This is a genomic window from Bacillus sp. V33-4 (genome assembly GCF_002860225.1).
Taxonomy (GTDB): domain Bacteria; phylum Bacillota; class Bacilli; order Bacillales; family Cytobacillaceae; genus Bacillus_BJ; species Bacillus_BJ canaveralius.
In genome coordinates this window covers 1-16785 of the sequence record NZ_PGVC01000052.1, presented here as the reverse complement: position 1 = coordinate 16785, position 16785 = coordinate 1, and the positions used below count along the sequence as shown (strand labels likewise).

The following is a 16785-nucleotide window of genomic DNA, read 5'->3' as shown; positions in this document are numbered from 1 at the left end:
GCTACGCCATTATCTGGATGAGAAGGGAAATAATTCTCCTACAAACATTTTACTCATACCAAGGTTAAAACGATCATTTTCTGTGATGAAAACATTTTTACTAATCCAATGATGACTAAACAGTTTTCGCAAAATTTCGACGCGATTCTCATATTTCATGTCTATTATTCTTAATAATGGGTAATTACGAAATAAATGAATAAATCGAGAATTTGAGTTTAAAATAATAATAGATGGCCAGTTTGAAAGAGGGGTTTATGAATGAACTTATTGAAAATCGCAGCTGTATCTTTCTTGCTTGCCAGCTCCAGCAGTGCCGCTGTGGCCAAAGATGAGCGTACACTTGCTAACCAGCCTAAGCGCGAACATCTACCATTTGTAAGAGAACTCCCAGAGGAGATGGCGAGATTTAAGTTTGATACAGGACACGAATTTACATACCCGGATGCAGTTAAAGGAGTTTATGTAACTGGACATTCAGCCGGAGGAGAAAAATTTAATCAGTTAACACAACTTCTGGATCATACGGACCTAAATGCAATGGTTATTGATATCAAAGACGATCGGGGGAACCTTACATATCTGCCGGAAGAGGGATCAACCTACCATGGTATTGGCAAGCCCTATATAAAAGATCCTGCCGCAATGTTAAAAACTTTGGAGGAGAAACAGATATACCCGATTGCCAGAGTAGTTGTGTTCAAGGACTCCGTTTTGGCGGCGATGAAGCCGGAATGGTCTTTTAAAGAAGGGAATGAAATATGGAAAAATGGCAGGAATGAATCGTTTGTCAATCCGTATTTAGGAGAAGTATGGGATTATAATGTCGGAATTGCGATTGAGGCGGCAAAACTGGGCTTTCAGGAGATTCAGTTTGATTATGTCCGCTTCCCTGAAGGGTTTGAGACTCGTGATACATCGTTGAATTATTCGAAAGGGCAATATGAAACAACGAGCAGTACCAACATTGAAAGCCGGATCAGTGCCGTTACTGATTTTGTAAAGTATGCAGAGGAAAAACTTGAACCTTACGGGGTTAATGTCTCTGTTGATATTTTCGGCTATACTGCGACACTGCCTGAAGCGCCGGGGATCGGCCAAAATTTTTCGCGAATTTCCGAACACGTTGATGTCATTTCCTCCATGATTTACCCGAGTCATTGGACTCCGTATTTTGGCGTGAGCAAACCCGATCTTCAACCATACGAAATTGTATCGGCTTATACACAACTAGAGAAAGCAAAACTGGCAGAATTGAGCGATCCACCTCTATCGCGGCCATGGCTGCAGGATTTCACGGCAACTTGGCTTGGCCCAGGAAATTATCAGGTTTATGGCAAGGCCGAGATCGAAGCACAAATTCGCGCGCTGAGCGACAATGGTATAAACGAATTTCTGCTTTGGAACTCCGGGAATAAATATACTGGTGATGTGGATTATACACCGTAAAAAAACGCTCTAACCTGTTGATGGGCTTCGAGCGTTTCTTGACCAAATGTTAAAAATGCTATTTCTTTTTGCCGCCGACTGTTTTCCAGCCGGTTTGCATTCTGGCAGATTGATCGGCAAATTCGGTTTTGTGCTTGCCACCAAACACTTTTTCGCCAATTCCGTTTACCAGGACGCCCATTAACGCCGTAATGGCAACGATCAGCAATGCGACGATTGTTAAATCCATTATGTAACCACCCATAATATGTAACCCTCCATCGTTCTTTTTCACGGTCTTCGAAAAAGATGAAATAATCCCACTGCTTTTATTGTAAAAGAAGTGAAGCGGTATTGAAAGGGGGAAATCTACAAATACTTCGGTTTAAGATAGCAAATTTTTGAACAAGCGTATGATTGAAAGGAGCAAGTACATGCATTGGTATGAAAAATTGAATCAGTATTTTCCTGTTGAGGAAATGAAATCAAAAGAGCATATGGAAATGCTGCTGAAAGAACGGGCAAATATTTATCATAAAGACGAAGGACCGCATCATGTTTTAATGTATGCTGAACTGGACCGCTTTGTATTTATTGATTATTTGTTTGTCTCAAAGGATGCAAGAGGCGAAGGGATCGGACATAAATTACTTGAGAACTTGAAGCGGAAAGGAAAGCCGATCATTCTTGAAGTAGAGCCGATCAATTATGAAGATACAGACACCGAAAAAAGGCTCCGTTTTTATAAACGGGAAGGCTTCCAGCACGCCAACTCGATCGGGTATAGCCGCCGTTCGCTCGCTACAAATGAAATAAATGAAATGGAAATTCTCTATTGGGCGCCAAATCAGGAATCTGAAGAAATCATCTTTGAATCAATGAAGGAAACGTATGAAATGATTCATACCTATAAAGACAAGCAGTTTTATGGAGAATCATATCAGCCTGTGGAAGAAGTATTAACAATTGGTGAAAAAAACAATAGAAACAACCTATTGGAAAATATTTAATCACTGTAAATGATCCGAAAGAGAATCACTCATTTTCATTCCTGGGAGAATAATTGAGAATGAAAAATAATTTTTATTTTTAGGTTTAAGTTTTTTTGCTAAGGGTAAATAAACAAATAGAATTCAAAATTGACTAAACTTTCTAGCGTAAATTTGGATATAGTTGGATATAAATGTGGGAAATTGCTTTGGATGTTAAGAAAAATCACCGGGGGTGAAGAGATTTTATAAATAAACGTAAAAAAATGAAACTTTTCAGGTGTTCATTCGTCTTATCTATTAGGTTAATGGAGGATTGGCATAAAATTCAGATGAGAAACAATTCATTTTTCTTTGAAAAAGGGTACCAAACTAATCTTAATTAGTGTATAATACATAATATAAATTACTTATTTAAAGTAATTTTAATTTTAGAAAATACCTCCATTAAAGAATACTTTTACATGGCGTTATTATATATTGTTAAGGGAGTGTGGATGCTGATGGTTACTTTATACACTTCACCAAGTTGTACATCATGCAGAAAAGCTAAATCATGGCTTGAAGAACATGAAATTCCATATAGAGAAAGAAACATATTCTCAGAGCCATTATCAATTGATGAAATTAAGGAAATTTTGCGAATGACAGAAGACGGAACTGACGAAATTATCTCCACTCGTTCAAAAACTTTCCAAAAATTAAATGTTAATCTCGAAACAATGCCGTTACAAAATTTGTTTGAATTAATTAAAGATAATCCGGGCTTGCTTCGCCGTCCAATTATTATCGACGAGAAAAGATTACAAGTAGGCTATAACGAGGACGAAATTCGCCGTTTCCTACCTAGAAAAGTTCGTACCTACCAGCTTCGTGAAGCGCAGCGCCTTGTAAATTAAACAGTAACCGCCTCTTCTTCCATTTATTGCGGAGAAGAGGTTTTTTATATGGGGGTATTATAAAAGTAAACGATTTGGATTATTTGTACTAGACAGCGAGATCTGTTAAAATAAAGCAACCCTTTTTTAAGGAAAATAGACGATCAAAGAAGGTAAATCAGCATAAAAATAAATAGGCAAGTAATGGTTTTTTATGAACTATAAGATTTTATTTCCCTTATTTTATGTTTTATCATAAAATAAAAGTACAAGGTACAAAACAATGTCCGCCTGAGACTAAAATACGATTATTACCGTTAATTTAGGGTAACAGGTTAGCATAAGCTTCTGTATGGGGGTATTTAGTCCCTTCATTACTTGCAAGAAGGGAGAGGTTTCCTGATGGAAATAGAACGTATTAACGAACATACGGTAAAGTTTTATATTTCCTATGTTGACATAGAGGAAAGAGGCTTCGACCGCGAAGAGATCTGGTACAACCGGGAAAGAAGCGAAGAGCTATTCTGGGAAATGATGGATGAAGTTCATCAAGAGGAAGAGTTTGCTGCTGAAGGGCCTCTATGGATTCAAGTTCAGGCGCTTGATAAAGGTTTGGAGGTTCTTGTGACAAAAGCCCAGCTTTCCAAGGATGGCCAAAAATTCGAATTGCCTGTACCTGATGAAAAAATCAAGGATATTCCTGTTGATGAGCGAATTGAAGAAATGCTTGATCAACATTTTAACCCTAGAGGGGATATAGAAGAAGAGGCATTGGAAGATGAAAGTCTTGACTTCCTTCTGTCGTTCGGCGATTTTGAGGATGTTATTTCGTTGTCACATCGCCCTGGAATCGACTCATTACTTGCCAAGCTATATTCATTTGAAGGCAAGTATTATCTATATGTGGAATTCCCGGAAGAGGATTTGGAAGAAGAAGAAATTGATAATTTGCTCAGTGTTCTTCTTGAATACGGCAATGAGACACAAATGACCATTCACCGTATTGAGGAATACGGAAAGGTCATTATCGAGGAAGACGTTTTTGTTACCTTGCGCAAATACTTTTCATAACATATACCGATTTCAAATTTGAAGTCGGTTTTTTTATGCCTTTTTTTTTGAAAAATTTCATCGGCGGCGGTTAATTAACACGAAATTTTTTCGTTTAGGCAGGAAATTATTTTCCTTGCTCGAATTAAAAAAAGAAAGGAGGAGGTATATGCTGACTGCGAAAACGAAAACAGGAGAATATTTTTCACTCGGCGATCATTATCGATATGAGTTCCTCGATGATTTACGAAAGAGGGAGGAATTTTATTGCCCCCACTGCGATGAAAAACTGATTTTGAAAATCGGTACGAAAAAAGTCCATCACTTTTCCCATTATCATGACAGCATCTGTACTGCTGCCGGAGCTGAAGCGGAATCCCTGTACCATATGGAAGGAAAGCTGAACCTGTACTCATGGCTTAAACGACAGAACTTGCAGCCGATACTGGAACACTATATTCCTGAAATTAACCAGCGGGCTGATATCTCGTACACGTATAAAGGTAAAAGGATCGCTCTTGAATATCAATGTTCACCGATCAGCTCAAAACAATTTATCGACAGGACAAACGGTTATCTCCGCTTCAATTGGATCCCGATATGGATTCTGGGAGGAAAGCTGCTCAAACGGAAGACAGCAGATATAGCATCGTTTTCCCAGTTTCATTTTTTATTTTTCAGACAACATATCGAAAAATGGAACCTTCTGTGCTATTGCCCCGTTACCAATCAATTCATTACCATCCATCATCCGATTTCGATGTCTCCACGCCATGCATTTGTTCAATTCAGCTTCTCAACCCCGACAAAAACCGATATCCAACAACTGCTCACAGCAACGAGCTCACCTTCCTTTTCCCTGAACGCGTGGAGAAAAGAGTTGGATCGTTATAAACTGACATTCTTCGGCCGGACAAAATCCGCAAACCTATCTTTTTTAAAAGAAATTTACCGCCATTCCTTAAACATCTCTCTGCTTCCATCTATTATTGGGCTTCCGACTGCAAATAGTTTGTTTATCGAGACCTCCCCGCTTATTTGGCAAACATATTTATATATGGATGTTCTGCAAAAATACAGAAGCGGCGAAGTTCTATCCATCCAGCAACTTTACCACTGTTTTTCACAGCGATTAAAAAAGAATCAAATTAATATTAGAAGCCTGCCACTAGTAAAAGGTAGTTGGCCATTAGCTGTGCAAGGATATGTAAAGCTTCTTGTTGATACCGGTTACCTGGCGTGGAGGAACAAAAACAATTTAGCAGTATTAAAGCAAATTATCAGACCTGAGACGTCAGCTCAAAAGTCAACAGCGGATGAATTGATGTATCGAAATTTCGGGCCTGCCATCATGCGGAACTTATAATGAAAAAAGCGCCAGGAACATACAATAAAAGGGGATTTGCATTTTCCAGCAGGTGCAGACAGCGGAAATGCTATGATTGCTTAGTTTTTGTGCATTTCTTGCAGGTTATGGTACTTTATATTAAAGGAAGGAGATTGCCCTGTACAACGAGAATTTAGAAGCATACCGTCATGATCGAGTTCAAGCATACATCTTGAACAAATCTTGTGCTTCTTCTCACAATTCTATAAATGGAGATGACGAATATGACAAATGAAACAGCGGTAAAAAAACTGCCGGCAAGGGATGAAATTACCTTAGAGGATACATGGAGACTCGAAGATATTTTTCCGACGGATGATGCGTGGGAGAAAGAATATCAACAAGTAAAAGAACTTATTCCAGAAATGAAGAAATACCAGGGAACGCTTGGTGAGAGTGGACAGCATTTGTTCGAAGCCCTTTCAGTCCAGGATCAATTAATGGAACGCCTTGGGAAATTGTATACATATGCCCATATGCGCTACGACCAGGATACAACCAATTCCCACTATCAGGCACTTGATGACCGAATCAAGAACTTGTATTCCCAGGCAGCCAGTGCGCTTGCCTATATTGTTCCGGAAATATTGACAATTGATGAGGCACAGCTTAAAAAGTTTTTGGAAGAAAAACCGGACCTCAAGCTTTATGAACATGCCCTCGAAGAAATTAATCTGCAAAGGCCGCATGTGCTCTCGGCCGAGCAGGAAGCCTTATTGGCTGAAGCTTCCGAGATTATGAACGTATCGAGTACGACCTTTGGCATGCTTAATAATGCAGATTTGGAATTTCCAAGCATTAAAAATGAGAATGGTGAAGAAGTGGAAGTGACCCATGGCCGCTATATAAGGTTTTTGGAGAGCGAGGATCGTCGGGTTCGCGAGGATGCGTTCAAAGCTGTATATAACACATATGGGCAGTACCGAAATACTTTTTCGAGTACACTCAGCGGTACGGTCAAGCGGGATAATTTTAATGCGCGAATCCGGAAGTATCAATCTGCACGCCATGCAGCGCTGGCAGCTAACAATATTCCCGAGAGCGTCTATGAAAATTTAGTGAATACGATCAATGACAATCTTCACCTTTTACATCGCTATGTCAAGCTGCGCAAAAAAGTATTGGGGCTTGATAAGCTTCATATGTATGATCTGTTTACTCCGCTTGTTAAAGACGTCAAAATGGAAATCAGCTATGAAGAAGCGCAAGAGATCATTTTAAAAGGGCTGGCTCCGCTTGGAGAAGATTATATAAGCGTTTTAAAAGAAGGTTTTGAGAATCGCTGGGTTGATGTGCATGAAAATAAAGGAAAGCGGAGCGGAGCCTATTCATCCGGCGCATACGGAACAAATCCATATATTTTGATGAACTGGCAGGATAACATCAACAATTTATTTACACTTGCCCATGAATTTGGCCATTCCGTGCACAGCTATTATACACGCAAAAATCAACCATATCCTTATGGCGGCTATTCAATCTTTGTTGCAGAAGTAGCATCAACCTGTAATGAGGCGTTATTAAATGATTATCTGCTGAAAACGATTGACGATGAACAAAAACGCCTATACTTATTGAACCATTATTTGGAGGGCTTTAGAGGAACGGTTTTTCGCCAGACAATGTTTGCTGAGTATGAGCATCTTATTCATCAAAAAGCACAGAATCACGAAGCTTTAACAGCAGACTTGTTAACAAAGGACTACTACGAATTAAACCAAAAATACTTTGGCCGTGAAGACATTGAAATTGATGAGGAAATTGGCCTCGAGTGGTCACGGATACCTCACTTTTACTATAATTATTATGTGTACCAATATGCGACAGGCTACAGTGCAGCAACCGCTCTGAGCAAGCAAATTCTTGAACAAGGAAAACCGGCCGTCGACCGCTACCTAGACTTCCTGAAAGCGGGCAGCTCGGATTATCCAATTGAAGTATTGAAAAAGGCTGGAGTAGACATGACAAGCTCGAAGCCGATTGAAGAAGCATGTAAAGTTTTTGAAGAAAAACTTAACGAGATGGAACAATTATTATCGTAAGACATGGTAACATATAGACAGAACAAAAGCCGGACTTGAACGATGTTCTATTCAAATTCGGCTTTTTTTATGGTGTAAAATGGGTAATCACCGCAAAAAATGTATCCGAATAAACACTAAAATCCTTTGAACTTTTTCCGTTCGTTTAAGTATAAGAAAAAAATAAGCAATGAAATAAACAAGAGCGGACCGCTAATGAAAACAGGAATTAACTTCATCAGGCCCAGGAAATGAAGGCCAAAAGCAACTAAGATAAACAGCAGCATAATTCCTATGATAGTATTTTGCAAAATCAGGCTCCTCCTTTTTTAACACATTAAAAACATCGTTGATACCATCTATATGAAACAGTGAATACCGGGGTTTCATATGTAGAAATGTCAGTTACCCTAATAAATATGCAGTTGTCCATGATCACATCACTTGTTTTTGACAATATTGTGAAATAACACACAAACTATTGCTACTCCGCCCAAACTCGTGGTATATTACAGACGTGAAGTTGATCACAAACAAACATATACCCCTTTGTTTGACCGTGAAAAATTTCTCCCATCCCCTTTGTTCGTAAAGAAAAAGCTCTGCCAAATGAGGCAGAGCTTTTTTCTGTTAATCATTGTATTTCCAAAACATACCGTATTTAACGGGGATTTGCTCTACCAGTTGTTTTAGTAAAAGTTTTTTCATTTCTCGTTCGACTTCGCTTACGGATAAATTATAAACAACTGCAATTTCCTTTGAAGCGACAAGCCCGTAATGTTGCAAGAAATCTTCCAGGGGGGGAGGACTGTTACGTTCCGGTTTTTCCTGGAGCATTTCCTCTAAAATTTGTACATAAACCTCATAAGGATAAGAGCCGGTAATTTTGATACCTTCCTCTTCTACTTGTTCATTGAAAAAGACAAGAGCAGGGATTTCCTGAATATCCATTTCGGCAGTTATTTTTAAGTCACATTGAAAAGCTTTTGAAGCACTTTCAGAATGGATATCGGTTATAAACTCTTCAACATCAAGTCCGACGCTTCTTGCACAATGTTTTAAGACGTCAAAGTTAGAGACGTTCTGTTTTTCTAAAAATAGTACTTCCTGCAGCTTCCTTAGGAACTTGATTCCTGACTTTCTTCCCTGCAGCTCGGCCGCTTTAATGGCCATCGACGCAAGATAAGGGGAGGAAATCGGATTTTCGAGCCATACACTGCCGTCACACGACATTCCCGATCTGCTGGCTGTTTTCTCCCACAATTCTGCAATATTCTCATAGTTTTTTCTTCTGCCAAGATTAAGTGTTGCGAGGCGGCCGCTTAAAATATGCTTGATCGAAAAATAACGCCCGTATTCGATTTGCAGCTTTTTAATGATTGGTTCCAATGCCCAGCATTCAGGGCATAGCGGGTCAACAAACATATATATTTCGATTGGCCTCTTATCAATAGCGTGGCAGTGAGACGATAAGAACGAGTTTTTTTGTGATTTCACTCAGGACCCACCCTCTATTTCTGTATCATCTGGCGTATTTATCATATGCTGGGCAGTCAAGACAAGCCTTGCATAGAAATCTTTTCTTAATTGGCCTTCCAGACCCGTTTCATCCATTGCTTCACTCATACAGGAAAGCCATGCTTTTGCTCTGGCTGGCGTAATCTCAAATGGAGTGTGACGTGCCCGCATCATTGGATGCCCATGTTCGGCCGTATAAAGCGCCGGCCCTCCCAAATATTGCGTTAAGAACTGTTTTTGCTTTCTTGCAGTTTCAGAAAGATCATTTGGGAAGATAGGAGTGAGATCAGGATGCTGTCCAACACGGCGATAAAAAGCATCCACCAGCTGGTGCAGCGTTTTTTCGCCGATGGCATCGAACGGTGTCGGCATTTTCTCGACCATTGTCATAACTCCTTTTGAATAGGTTTTTATGTTATTTAATTTTCTTTATTTTAACAGTGCCCTTTTGACGATTCAACCGAGAAGCCTTGCGATGCCAACAACACCCGGCAGTTTTTGCTTTCCTAACTAATTTACACAAAAAAAACGCCCGTTACCAGTAACAGGCGTTTGGAACTATTTTACACTCTATGCCAGAAAGGATTGCGTCACCTTTTTCACATAGTTTTGTGTTTCTTTAAATGGGGGAATTCCTGAATACTTATCGACATTTCCAGGACCGGCGTTATAAGCAGCGAGTGTTAATTCGATATTGCCGTTATATTTGTCATACATTTTCCGCAGATATTTGCTGCCGCCCATAATATTATCATAGGGATCAAAAACGTTTTTTACACCAAGAGCGCGGGCAGTCGCCGGCATAAGCTGCATCAGTCCTGAAGCTCCGGCATGGCTGACCGCATTAGAATTAAAATTCGACTCCTGTTTAATGACGGCTTGAATCAATTTAGCCGGAAGCCCATAGTGCTCAGCAGCCGTTTTGATAATGTCTTCATAATCAGACTGGGTCTGCGGCAGTTTTGTCAGATTGATAGGCGGAAGGGAAGGCATAGTGACCGGCGCCATTTGATTAAATTTTTCACTGTGTTCTTTCTCGGGGAGCAAGTCAAGATTTGCCGTTTCCTGGCCAGAAAGAAATTCTGCCAACAAGTCCTGGAACATTGTGCTGTTGGAAGCTGTTGGTGTCGGCTGATTAAAGTTTTGCAGCGCCTGAAGTTCAAGCATAATCTTTAATTTATCTATGTTCATAAAAAACTCCTTTTAATATCTACAGAATTAAGAGTTTAGCTGTATGTATTTTTGATCGTAAAATCTTTTGACTTTATTTTTCGTTGCCCTGATCGGAATATCATGAGCAGACAGAAGTTCAATAAAGATCTTTTCACCGCTGTTTTTTTCCTCTACTTCATATTCTACTTCATAATCATCAATATTTAAATAGTAACTGTGATCGAAAACGAGCAGACCGCCGCGGAATTCGATTTCAGCTCTAAAGGTGGTCAGTGAACCGAAATTTTCAAGGAGAGCAACCGGCACTGGAATTTGTTTAAGAATTTCCTTAACTTGCCCTTCTGGAACTGCCGCGGACGTCAGCATTGCAGCAGCTTCATTGGCGGTTAACGGCTGGTTCGTTTCGAACAGCCCTTCCCCGCCGGGCTGCTTTAATGTTAATTCGAAATTATTTCCTATTTCACGGATTCGTAAAGCCGTCCCGTTCTGTTTTAATAAAAAATCTTTTGTATCAAAATACGAGTTAACTTGTTGCCTGAATGCTGAATCAGCTATTTTAAAGTATCCCTTCAACCGGTTGAATTCATCTTCCGTTAGAAGGTTTTTACATTCAATTTCAAGATGCTGTGGCATAAACGATCGTCCTCTCATTTTCAATACCGCAGATCAGATCACCGGAAAGCTCCGGATGTGTCTTATTTCTGCCAAGTTTGGATAAGCAGCCTCTGTTGTCCATATTATCACGTTTTTCTTAAGCCACTGCAATTTTTAGGAGATATGCCGGCAATGTGGTAAAATGGAGAGAGTTTGGAGGTATCATAATCGTGAAGAAAAGGATCACAATCGAAAAAGCTTTTATAAAGGAAAATGAATTAATTCTTGAGGGAAAATTTCCAGTTGCATTAGCGGAACTATCTGCGGTTGGTCGAATTCTTGTTGACTCGGATCAATTGGCATTTATTTACTTAACAGAAATGAATAATGAGTATACATATATTGAGCTTCCGGAAGAGATCTGGCCGGAAATCAAGAAAGCGCTTGATGCGGAGTATCCTGTATATGCAGCCGGTGGCGGCGAGAGGCTGCTGCTTGATCAATTTCATAATGAATTATCCTACCTGATTGAAAATATTAAAGGAAACAGCAATTATGGAGCGGTAATGGTTGAAAAAGTCGAAAATGTTTTTTAGGCTGTTTCAATGTTCCAACATCCAGATAGAGAAAACCGGATGAGGTGAGTATTTATGAAGCATTGGGATCAATTTTTAGCGCCTTATAAACTAGCAGTTGAAGAGTTGAAAGTAAAGCTGAAGGGAATGAGGGCCCAGTTTGAACTTGATACGACCTACTCGCCGATCGAGTTTGTCACAGGCCGTGTTAAACCGATTGCGAGTATTTTGGATAAGGCAAATCTAAAAAGAATCCCGTTAAACAGGCTTGAACAAGAAATGCAGGATATTGCGGGCCTCAGGATGATGTGCCAGTTTGTCGACGATATCATAAAGGTTGTAGAGCTGCTTCGAAACCGCAACGATTTTGAAATTGTTGAAGAACGCGATTATATCTCACATGAAAAATCGAGCGGATACCGGTCTTACCATGTTGTCATTTCATATCCCGTCCAAACAATAAACGGGGAAAAGAAGATTCTGGCCGAAATCCAAATTCGGACACTGGCCATGAACTTTTGGGCAACGGTGGAACATTCCTTAAACTATAAATATCGAGGCCAATTTCCTGAGGATATAAAAATGAGGCTGCAGAGAGCGGCAGAAGCCGCTTTTCGGCTGGATGAAGAAATGTCCCAAATCCGCGGGGAAATTCAGGATGCCCAGGCCTTCTTTTCTAGAAAAAAAGAGCAGCAGGAAGGGGAAAAGTGATTTGCCTGCTGGTATTTTAAACTGTAAAACAAGCTATAAACCGCTTATTCCTATAAAAAAGAGGAGCATCCAGTCATGAAGTTTGCGATTACATCCAAAGGGGATTCAAGGTCAAATACACTCATGCATAAAATGAGATCATATTTATTGGATTTTGAGCTTGTCTATGATGAAGAAGAGCCGGATATCGTCATTTCTGTCGGCGGCGACGGGACTCTGTTATACGCTTTTCACCGCTACAGCAGCCGACTTGATAAAACGGCTTTTGTTGGCGTCCATACTGGACATCTTGGATTTTATGCCGATTGGGTTCCGGAAGAGATTGAAAAGCTCGTGATTGCAATTGCGAAAACTCCTTACCAAATTATTGAGTACCCGCTTCTCGAAGTGATTATTCGTTATCAGCATGGCGGCAAAGAAACCCGTTATCTGGCTCTTAATGAATCGACAGTTAAAGGTGCGGAACAAACGCTTGTCATGGATGTTGAAATAAGAGGCCAGCACTTCGAACGATTTCGCGGCGACGGTTTATGCATTTCGACGCCGTCGGGAAGCACCGCCTACAACAAAGCACTGGGCGGGGCGATCCTCCATCCGTCATTACCAGCGATTCAAGTGGCTGAAATGGCATCAATCAACAATCGCGTGTTCAGGACCATCGGTTCACCGCTCATTTTGCCGGCACATCATACGTGCATGCTGAAACCGGTAAATGAAGCTGATTTTCAAATCACGATTGACCATCTTCCGTTGCTGCATAAAGATGTGAAGTCGATTCAATTCAGGGTTGCCGATGAAAAAATCCGCTTTGCCCGCTTCAGGCCGTTTCCATTTTGGAAGCGCGTCCGTGATTCATTTGTAAGCGATAAGGATTAGAGGGTAAATATATGCCTGGACGATTTAAGCTTGAATGGGAAATTACAAATGAGGATTCCGGAAAATTAATTCGCCAATTTTTGCGGGAGTATCACATTTCAAAAACAGCGTTAACCGATATCAAATTTAAGGGCGGAAACATTCGGGTTAACAGCGACGATGTAACGGTCCGCTATATTCTGAATCAAGGTGATCATCTTGAAGTGGTTTTTCCGAAAGAAGAGAGAAGCGAAGGGATGCAAGGAGAGAAAATCCCTTTAACGATCATCTATGAAGATCTATATGTGTTGATCGTTCTTAAGCCGGCGGGAATGAGCACGATCCCGTCACGTGAACATCCATCCGGCAGCCTGGCGAATGCACTGATTGGCTATTATCAGGAAAAAGACATAGAAGCAACCGCCCATATCGTTACACGCCTCGACCGTGATACTTCAGGTATCGTCCTGATTGCGAAACACAGGCATGTCCACCATCTCCTCAGCCAGCAGCAAAGATCCGGACAGGTGAACAGGGTTTATCAGGCGCTGTGTGAAGGGCACATTCCTGAAGATAGCGGGAAGATACTTGAGCCGATCGCAAGAAAAGCTGACAGCATTATTGAAAGGGAAGTCAATGCTGCAGGGCAGTATGCTTGTACCCACTTTAAAGTTCTTGCCAGGTTCGAACGGTTTACACATATTGAGCTCAAGCTGGAAACGGGGCGAACCCACCAAATCAGGGTTCACCTTTCTTATCTTGGACACCCTTTATTAGGAGATGATTTGTACGGGGGAAGCAGGCAGTATATCAGAAGGCAGTCGCTTCATTGCAGCAATCTCGCCTTTTGGCATCCCATTCTTGAGCAGGAGCTGAATTTTCATGCTGCACTTCCGGAAGATATGCAACAAGTGATCAATATGTTCGGATAAGAAACCACTCCTCTCACGTTGGCGGGGTGGCATTTTTGAGTTATTGGACTTGACGGGATACCGGATTAGCAAAATTACGTTTCCCTGAATTTTTCTTCCACATAAGGCAGTGTTGATGGAACAGATACGATTTCCAGCTCGGGATATCGAAGTGCGGACAGCTTTCCCCCAAACACAGCGCCTGTGTCAATGTTGAAGGTGTTATTGATTTTCCGGACTTCTTTAACAGGGGTGTGCCCATATACAATAATAGCCTTGCCCTGGTATTGTTTGGCCCAATCTCTGCGCACCGGTGACCCGTCCGGGTGTTTTTCTCCAGTAATATCCCCGTACAATGCAAAGGATTTTACTTTCGCATCATTTTTGCTGATAAAATTCTCACGGATCCCGGCATGCACGATGACAAGGTTCCCATTATCAAGTACATGATAGAGCGGGGCCTGTTCATACAGTTCGATAAATTTTGTTCGGAATTGCTGCTGCTCGTCTTTTGATAATGCATTGATTTCTGCGACCGTTGTTTCGAGCCCATGGGATATTTGAACATTGTTTCCAAGCAAATAGCGGTACAGCTTGTTGCAATGATTACCGGGAACATAAAAGGCTGCTTTTTTATCAACAGCCAGCTGGCAAACAACATCGGCCGTTCGGATAGAATCAGGACCCCGATCCGTTAAATCTCCGACAAAGGCCAGCTTTCTTTCTTGCTGATGCATCGGATATCCATCAGCCCATTCGTAGCCGAGTCTTGTTGTCAGCTCGTAAAACTCGTTGTAACAGCCATGAATATCACCAATTATATCGAGCTTCATGTTTAAAAATCTCCTTTATTTTTCTGCGATAGTTTGCTTCTTGTAACCATACAGGAGAAAATATCATTAGTATGTTTAAAAGAAACCCTAATCATAAGCATTTTTTGTTAACCTTAAATAAACGAATGAAATGAATAATGCTGCCTCTTATTTTAAAAATAATTTGTTCGTTTTCCAGTTAAGAATTACTTTATAAAAATTTATTAAAACATTAAGGAAAAATAGTATCGAATGTCCAACACGATTATTTTCCTGTTATAAACATAAGAGTGGAAAAAGCTTATCATAAAGCAGTGGGGAGGAAAAGCGTATGACAGATCAAAAACAGGAAAAGACACTTCATCAGACAAATATTAAGCTGCTGCTTGATGCATTAAAAGAAGAAAACATGCAAAAGTTCCGGGACGAGTTTTTGGAGCTGCACCCATATGACCAGGCCTCATTTTTCCAGGATTTAGACGAAGAATCACGGACGCTCATTTATCATTATCTATCTCCGGAAGAGATGGCCGGTTTGTTCGAAAATCTAGAAATTGAGGAAGAAGAATACCAAGAGGTTTTAGCAGAAATGAATCCTGCGTACGCTGCAGATATGCTTTCGAATATGTACGCCGACGATGCCGTCGACGTCTTGAATGAGCTGGATAAAGATCAAGTTGCCAGTTATTTAACGATTATGGATGATAAAGCCGCTGATGAAATAAAAGAGCTGCTCCATTATGAAGAATATACAGCCGGTAGTATCATGACGACCGAGTTTATTGCCATTTCTGCAAACCAAACCGTTCGGTCGGCGATGCATATTTTAAGAAATGAAGCTCCAAGGGCGGAAACAATTTACTACGTTTATGTGATTGATGAACAAAAAACTCTTGTTGGGGTTATTTCATTAAGAGATTTGATTATCAGTTCTGACGATACGATGTTATCAGAGATTATGCAAGACCGGGTTGTTTCGATTTCGGTCGCCGAGGACCAGGAAGAAGCCGCAAGAAAAATGCGTGATTATAATTTGCTTGCTCTTCCGGTTGTTGATTTTCAAGGCCATTTACTTGGGATCATTACCGTTGATGACATTATTGATGTTATGGAAGAAGAGGCATCGGACGATTATTCCAAGCTGGCCGGGATAAGCGACCTTGATTCGATTGACCGCAGTCCTTTGTCAGCAGCTAAAAAACGGCTGCCCTGGCTGATTATTTTGCTTTTCCTTGGGACATTCACAGCGAGCCTGATCGGGCGGTTTGAGGATACATTAGACAAGGTTGCCATCCTCGCCGTGTTCATTCCTTTAATCGCAGGGATGGCCGGAAATACTGGGACGCAGGCGCTGGCGGTTGCGGTCAGGGGGATTGCAACTGGAGATTTGGAAAAAGAGAGCAAATTAAAATTGGTTTTGCGGGAAGCAGGAACGGGTATTATAACCGGATCTACATGTGGGATCCTATCCGCACTTGTCGTTTATATTTGGCAAGGTGATATTTATCTCGGTATTTTGGTAGGGATGTCGATTCTTTCATCATTGTTTGTTGCGACAATGGCCGGAACATTAGTGCCGCTGTTGATGCACAGATTAAAGATTGATCCTGCGGTAGCTTCAGGGCCATTTATTACGACGATTAATGATATTATCAGTATTTTGATTTATTTTGGCATGGCTACCTTATTTATGAGCTACTTATCTTAAGTCTCGGGGGATGCGGGTGGAAATGCACGCTTCGGTTACATCGCTGGTGCATCACATGCGGGGAAATCGCTTGATTTACTAGGCAGTGTTACTTAACAATACAATCATAGTGCAGTATGAGTAAAATGTTTGTAGGAGAATTATTTCCCTTCTCATCCAGATAATGGCGTAGCCG

The 16785-nt window shown here is 40.8% G+C and carries 18 protein-coding genes; 11 read left to right on the top strand and 7 right to left on the bottom strand.

Going from position 1 to position 16785, the window contains the following annotated elements; all coding sequences use genetic code 11:
- Positions 1–261 precede the first annotated feature (261 nt).
- A complete protein-coding gene (locus CVD23_RS17915) occupies positions 262–1449 on the top strand; it encodes a putative glycoside hydrolase (RefSeq protein WP_101666735.1) in 1188 nt (395 codons plus the stop codon).
- A gap of 58 nt (positions 1450–1507) precedes the next feature.
- Here the strand turns inward: CVD23_RS17915 and CVD23_RS17910 are convergent, their stop codons facing one another.
- The gene (locus CVD23_RS17910) at positions 1508–1693 is read right to left on the bottom strand and encodes a hypothetical protein (protein WP_101577752.1); all 186 of its coding nucleotides are present in this window, start codon (positions 1691–1693) and stop codon (positions 1508–1510) included.
- 169 nt (positions 1694–1862) lie between these two features.
- Here CVD23_RS17910 and CVD23_RS17905 point away from each other — a divergent pair, with 169 nt between their 5' ends.
- The 5 genes from CVD23_RS17905 to pepF all read left to right on the top strand — a co-directional run bounded on the left by CVD23_RS17905 (position 1863) and on the right by pepF (position 7774).
- Positions 1863–2438: a GNAT family N-acetyltransferase gene (locus CVD23_RS17905; protein WP_101577753.1), complete on the top strand. Its 576-nt coding sequence runs from the start codon at positions 1863–1865 to the stop codon at positions 2436–2438.
- A gap of 482 nt (positions 2439–2920) precedes the next feature.
- On the top strand, positions 2921–3316 hold the full coding sequence (gene spxA, locus CVD23_RS17900) for a transcriptional regulator SpxA (protein WP_101577948.1): 396 nt from the start codon (positions 2921–2923) through the stop codon (positions 3314–3316).
- A gap of 381 nt (positions 3317–3697) precedes the next feature.
- Positions 3698–4366: an adaptor protein MecA gene (gene mecA / locus CVD23_RS17895; protein WP_101577754.1), complete on the top strand. Its 669-nt coding sequence runs from the start codon at positions 3698–3700 to the stop codon at positions 4364–4366.
- 148 nt (positions 4367–4514) lie between these two features.
- Positions 4515–5711, top strand: a complete 1197-nt coding sequence (locus CVD23_RS17890) for a competence protein CoiA (protein ID WP_101577755.1) — start codon at positions 4515–4517, stop codon at positions 5709–5711.
- A gap of 245 nt (positions 5712–5956) precedes the next feature.
- Positions 5957–7774, top strand: a complete 1818-nt coding sequence (gene pepF, locus CVD23_RS17885) for an oligoendopeptidase F (RefSeq protein WP_101577756.1) — start codon at positions 5957–5959, stop codon at positions 7772–7774.
- Between the two features lie 116 nt (positions 7775–7890).
- Here the strand turns inward: pepF and CVD23_RS22075 are convergent, their stop codons facing one another.
- The 5 genes from CVD23_RS22075 to CVD23_RS17865 all read right to left on the bottom strand — a co-directional run bounded on the left by CVD23_RS22075 (position 7891) and on the right by CVD23_RS17865 (position 11077).
- The gene (locus tag CVD23_RS22075; protein ID WP_180955713.1) at positions 7891–8064 is read right to left on the bottom strand and encodes a hypothetical protein; all 174 of its coding nucleotides are present in this window, start codon (positions 8062–8064) and stop codon (positions 7891–7893) included.
- A 319-nt stretch (positions 8065–8383) separates the two neighbouring features.
- The gene (locus CVD23_RS17880; RefSeq protein WP_245917458.1) at positions 8384–9250 is read right to left on the bottom strand and encodes a ClpXP adapter SpxH family protein; all 867 of its coding nucleotides are present in this window, start codon (positions 9248–9250) and stop codon (positions 8384–8386) included.
- Positions 9251–9655, bottom strand: coding sequence for a globin domain-containing protein (locus tag CVD23_RS17875; RefSeq protein ID WP_101577758.1), 405 nt, complete (start codon positions 9653–9655; stop codon positions 9251–9253).
- Between the two features lie 186 nt (positions 9656–9841).
- Positions 9842–10462: a lytic transglycosylase domain-containing protein gene (locus CVD23_RS17870; RefSeq protein ID WP_101577759.1), complete on the bottom strand. Its 621-nt coding sequence runs from the start codon at positions 10460–10462 to the stop codon at positions 9842–9844.
- Between the two features lie 27 nt (positions 10463–10489).
- Entirely contained in the window at positions 10490–11077 is a 588-nt protein-coding gene (locus tag CVD23_RS17865; protein WP_101577760.1) for a CYTH domain-containing protein, read from the bottom strand.
- A 191-nt stretch (positions 11078–11268) separates the two neighbouring features.
- Between CVD23_RS17865 and CVD23_RS17860 the strand changes: the two genes are divergently transcribed.
- The 4 genes from CVD23_RS17860 (at position 11269) to CVD23_RS17845 (ending at position 14111) form a co-directional block, all read left to right on the top strand.
- The gene (locus CVD23_RS17860; RefSeq protein WP_101577761.1) at positions 11269–11634 is read left to right on the top strand and encodes a hypothetical protein; all 366 of its coding nucleotides are present in this window, start codon (positions 11269–11271) and stop codon (positions 11632–11634) included.
- A gap of 54 nt (positions 11635–11688) precedes the next feature.
- Positions 11689–12324, top strand: coding sequence for a GTP pyrophosphokinase (locus tag CVD23_RS17855; protein ID WP_101577762.1), 636 nt, complete (start codon positions 11689–11691; stop codon positions 12322–12324).
- A 75-nt stretch (positions 12325–12399) separates the two neighbouring features.
- Complete coding sequence (locus tag CVD23_RS17850) at positions 12400–13200, top strand: NAD kinase (RefSeq protein ID WP_101577763.1); 801 nt, start codon at positions 12400–12402, stop codon at positions 13198–13200.
- Positions 13201–13211: 11 nt separating this feature from the next.
- Positions 13212–14111, top strand: coding sequence for an RluA family pseudouridine synthase (locus tag CVD23_RS17845; RefSeq protein ID WP_101577764.1), 900 nt, complete (start codon positions 13212–13214; stop codon positions 14109–14111).
- 74 nt (positions 14112–14185) lie between these two features.
- On the opposite strand, the gene prpE is transcribed toward CVD23_RS17845, so the two are convergent.
- Entirely contained in the window at positions 14186–14923 is a 738-nt protein-coding gene (prpE, locus tag CVD23_RS17840; protein ID WP_101577765.1) for a bis(5'-nucleosyl)-tetraphosphatase PrpE, read from the bottom strand.
- Between the two features lie 310 nt (positions 14924–15233).
- Here prpE and mgtE point away from each other — a divergent pair, with 310 nt between their 5' ends.
- Positions 15234–16610 (top strand): magnesium transporter, encoded by a 1377-nt coding sequence (gene mgtE, locus CVD23_RS17835; RefSeq protein WP_101577766.1) that lies wholly within the window; start codon positions 15234–15236, stop codon positions 16608–16610.
- Positions 16611–16785: the final 175 nt, after the last annotated feature.

Coding starts and splice junctions, on each gene's coding strand:
- CVD23_RS17850 (WP_101577763.1), top strand. CDS start 12,400: ATGAAGTTTGCGATTACATCCAAAGGGGATTCAAGGTCAAATACACTC.
- CVD23_RS17865 (WP_101577760.1), bottom strand. CDS start 11,077: ATGCCACAGCATCTTGAAATTGAATGTAAAAACCTTCTAACGGAAGAT.
- CVD23_RS17890 (WP_101577755.1), top strand. CDS start 4,515: ATGCTGACTGCGAAAACGAAAACAGGAGAATATTTTTCACTCGGCGAT.
- CVD23_RS17905 (WP_101577753.1), top strand. CDS start 1,863: ATGCATTGGTATGAAAAATTGAATCAGTATTTTCCTGTTGAGGAAATG.
- CVD23_RS17915 (WP_101666735.1), top strand. CDS start 262: ATGAACTTATTGAAAATCGCAGCTGTATCTTTCTTGCTTGCCAGCTCC.
- mecA (WP_101577754.1), top strand. CDS start 3,698: ATGGAAATAGAACGTATTAACGAACATACGGTAAAGTTTTATATTTCC.
- CVD23_RS17910 (WP_101577752.1), bottom strand. CDS start 1,693: ATGGGTGGTTACATAATGGATTTAACAATCGTCGCATTGCTGATCGTT.
- pepF (WP_101577756.1), top strand. CDS start 5,957: ATGACAAATGAAACAGCGGTAAAAAAACTGCCGGCAAGGGATGAAATT.
- spxA (WP_101577948.1), top strand. CDS start 2,921: ATGGTTACTTTATACACTTCACCAAGTTGTACATCATGCAGAAAAGCT.
- mgtE (WP_101577766.1), top strand. CDS start 15,234: ATGACAGATCAAAAACAGGAAAAGACACTTCATCAGACAAATATTAAG.
- CVD23_RS17855 (WP_101577762.1), top strand. CDS start 11,689: ATGAAGCATTGGGATCAATTTTTAGCGCCTTATAAACTAGCAGTTGAA.
- prpE (WP_101577765.1), bottom strand. CDS start 14,923: ATGAAGCTCGATATAATTGGTGATATTCATGGCTGTTACAACGAGTTT.
- CVD23_RS17875 (WP_101577758.1), bottom strand. CDS start 9,655: ATGGTCGAGAAAATGCCGACACCGTTCGATGCCATCGGCGAAAAAACG.
- CVD23_RS17870 (WP_101577759.1), bottom strand. CDS start 10,462: ATGAACATAGATAAATTAAAGATTATGCTTGAACTTCAGGCGCTGCAA.
- CVD23_RS17845 (WP_101577764.1), top strand. CDS start 13,212: ATGCCTGGACGATTTAAGCTTGAATGGGAAATTACAAATGAGGATTCC.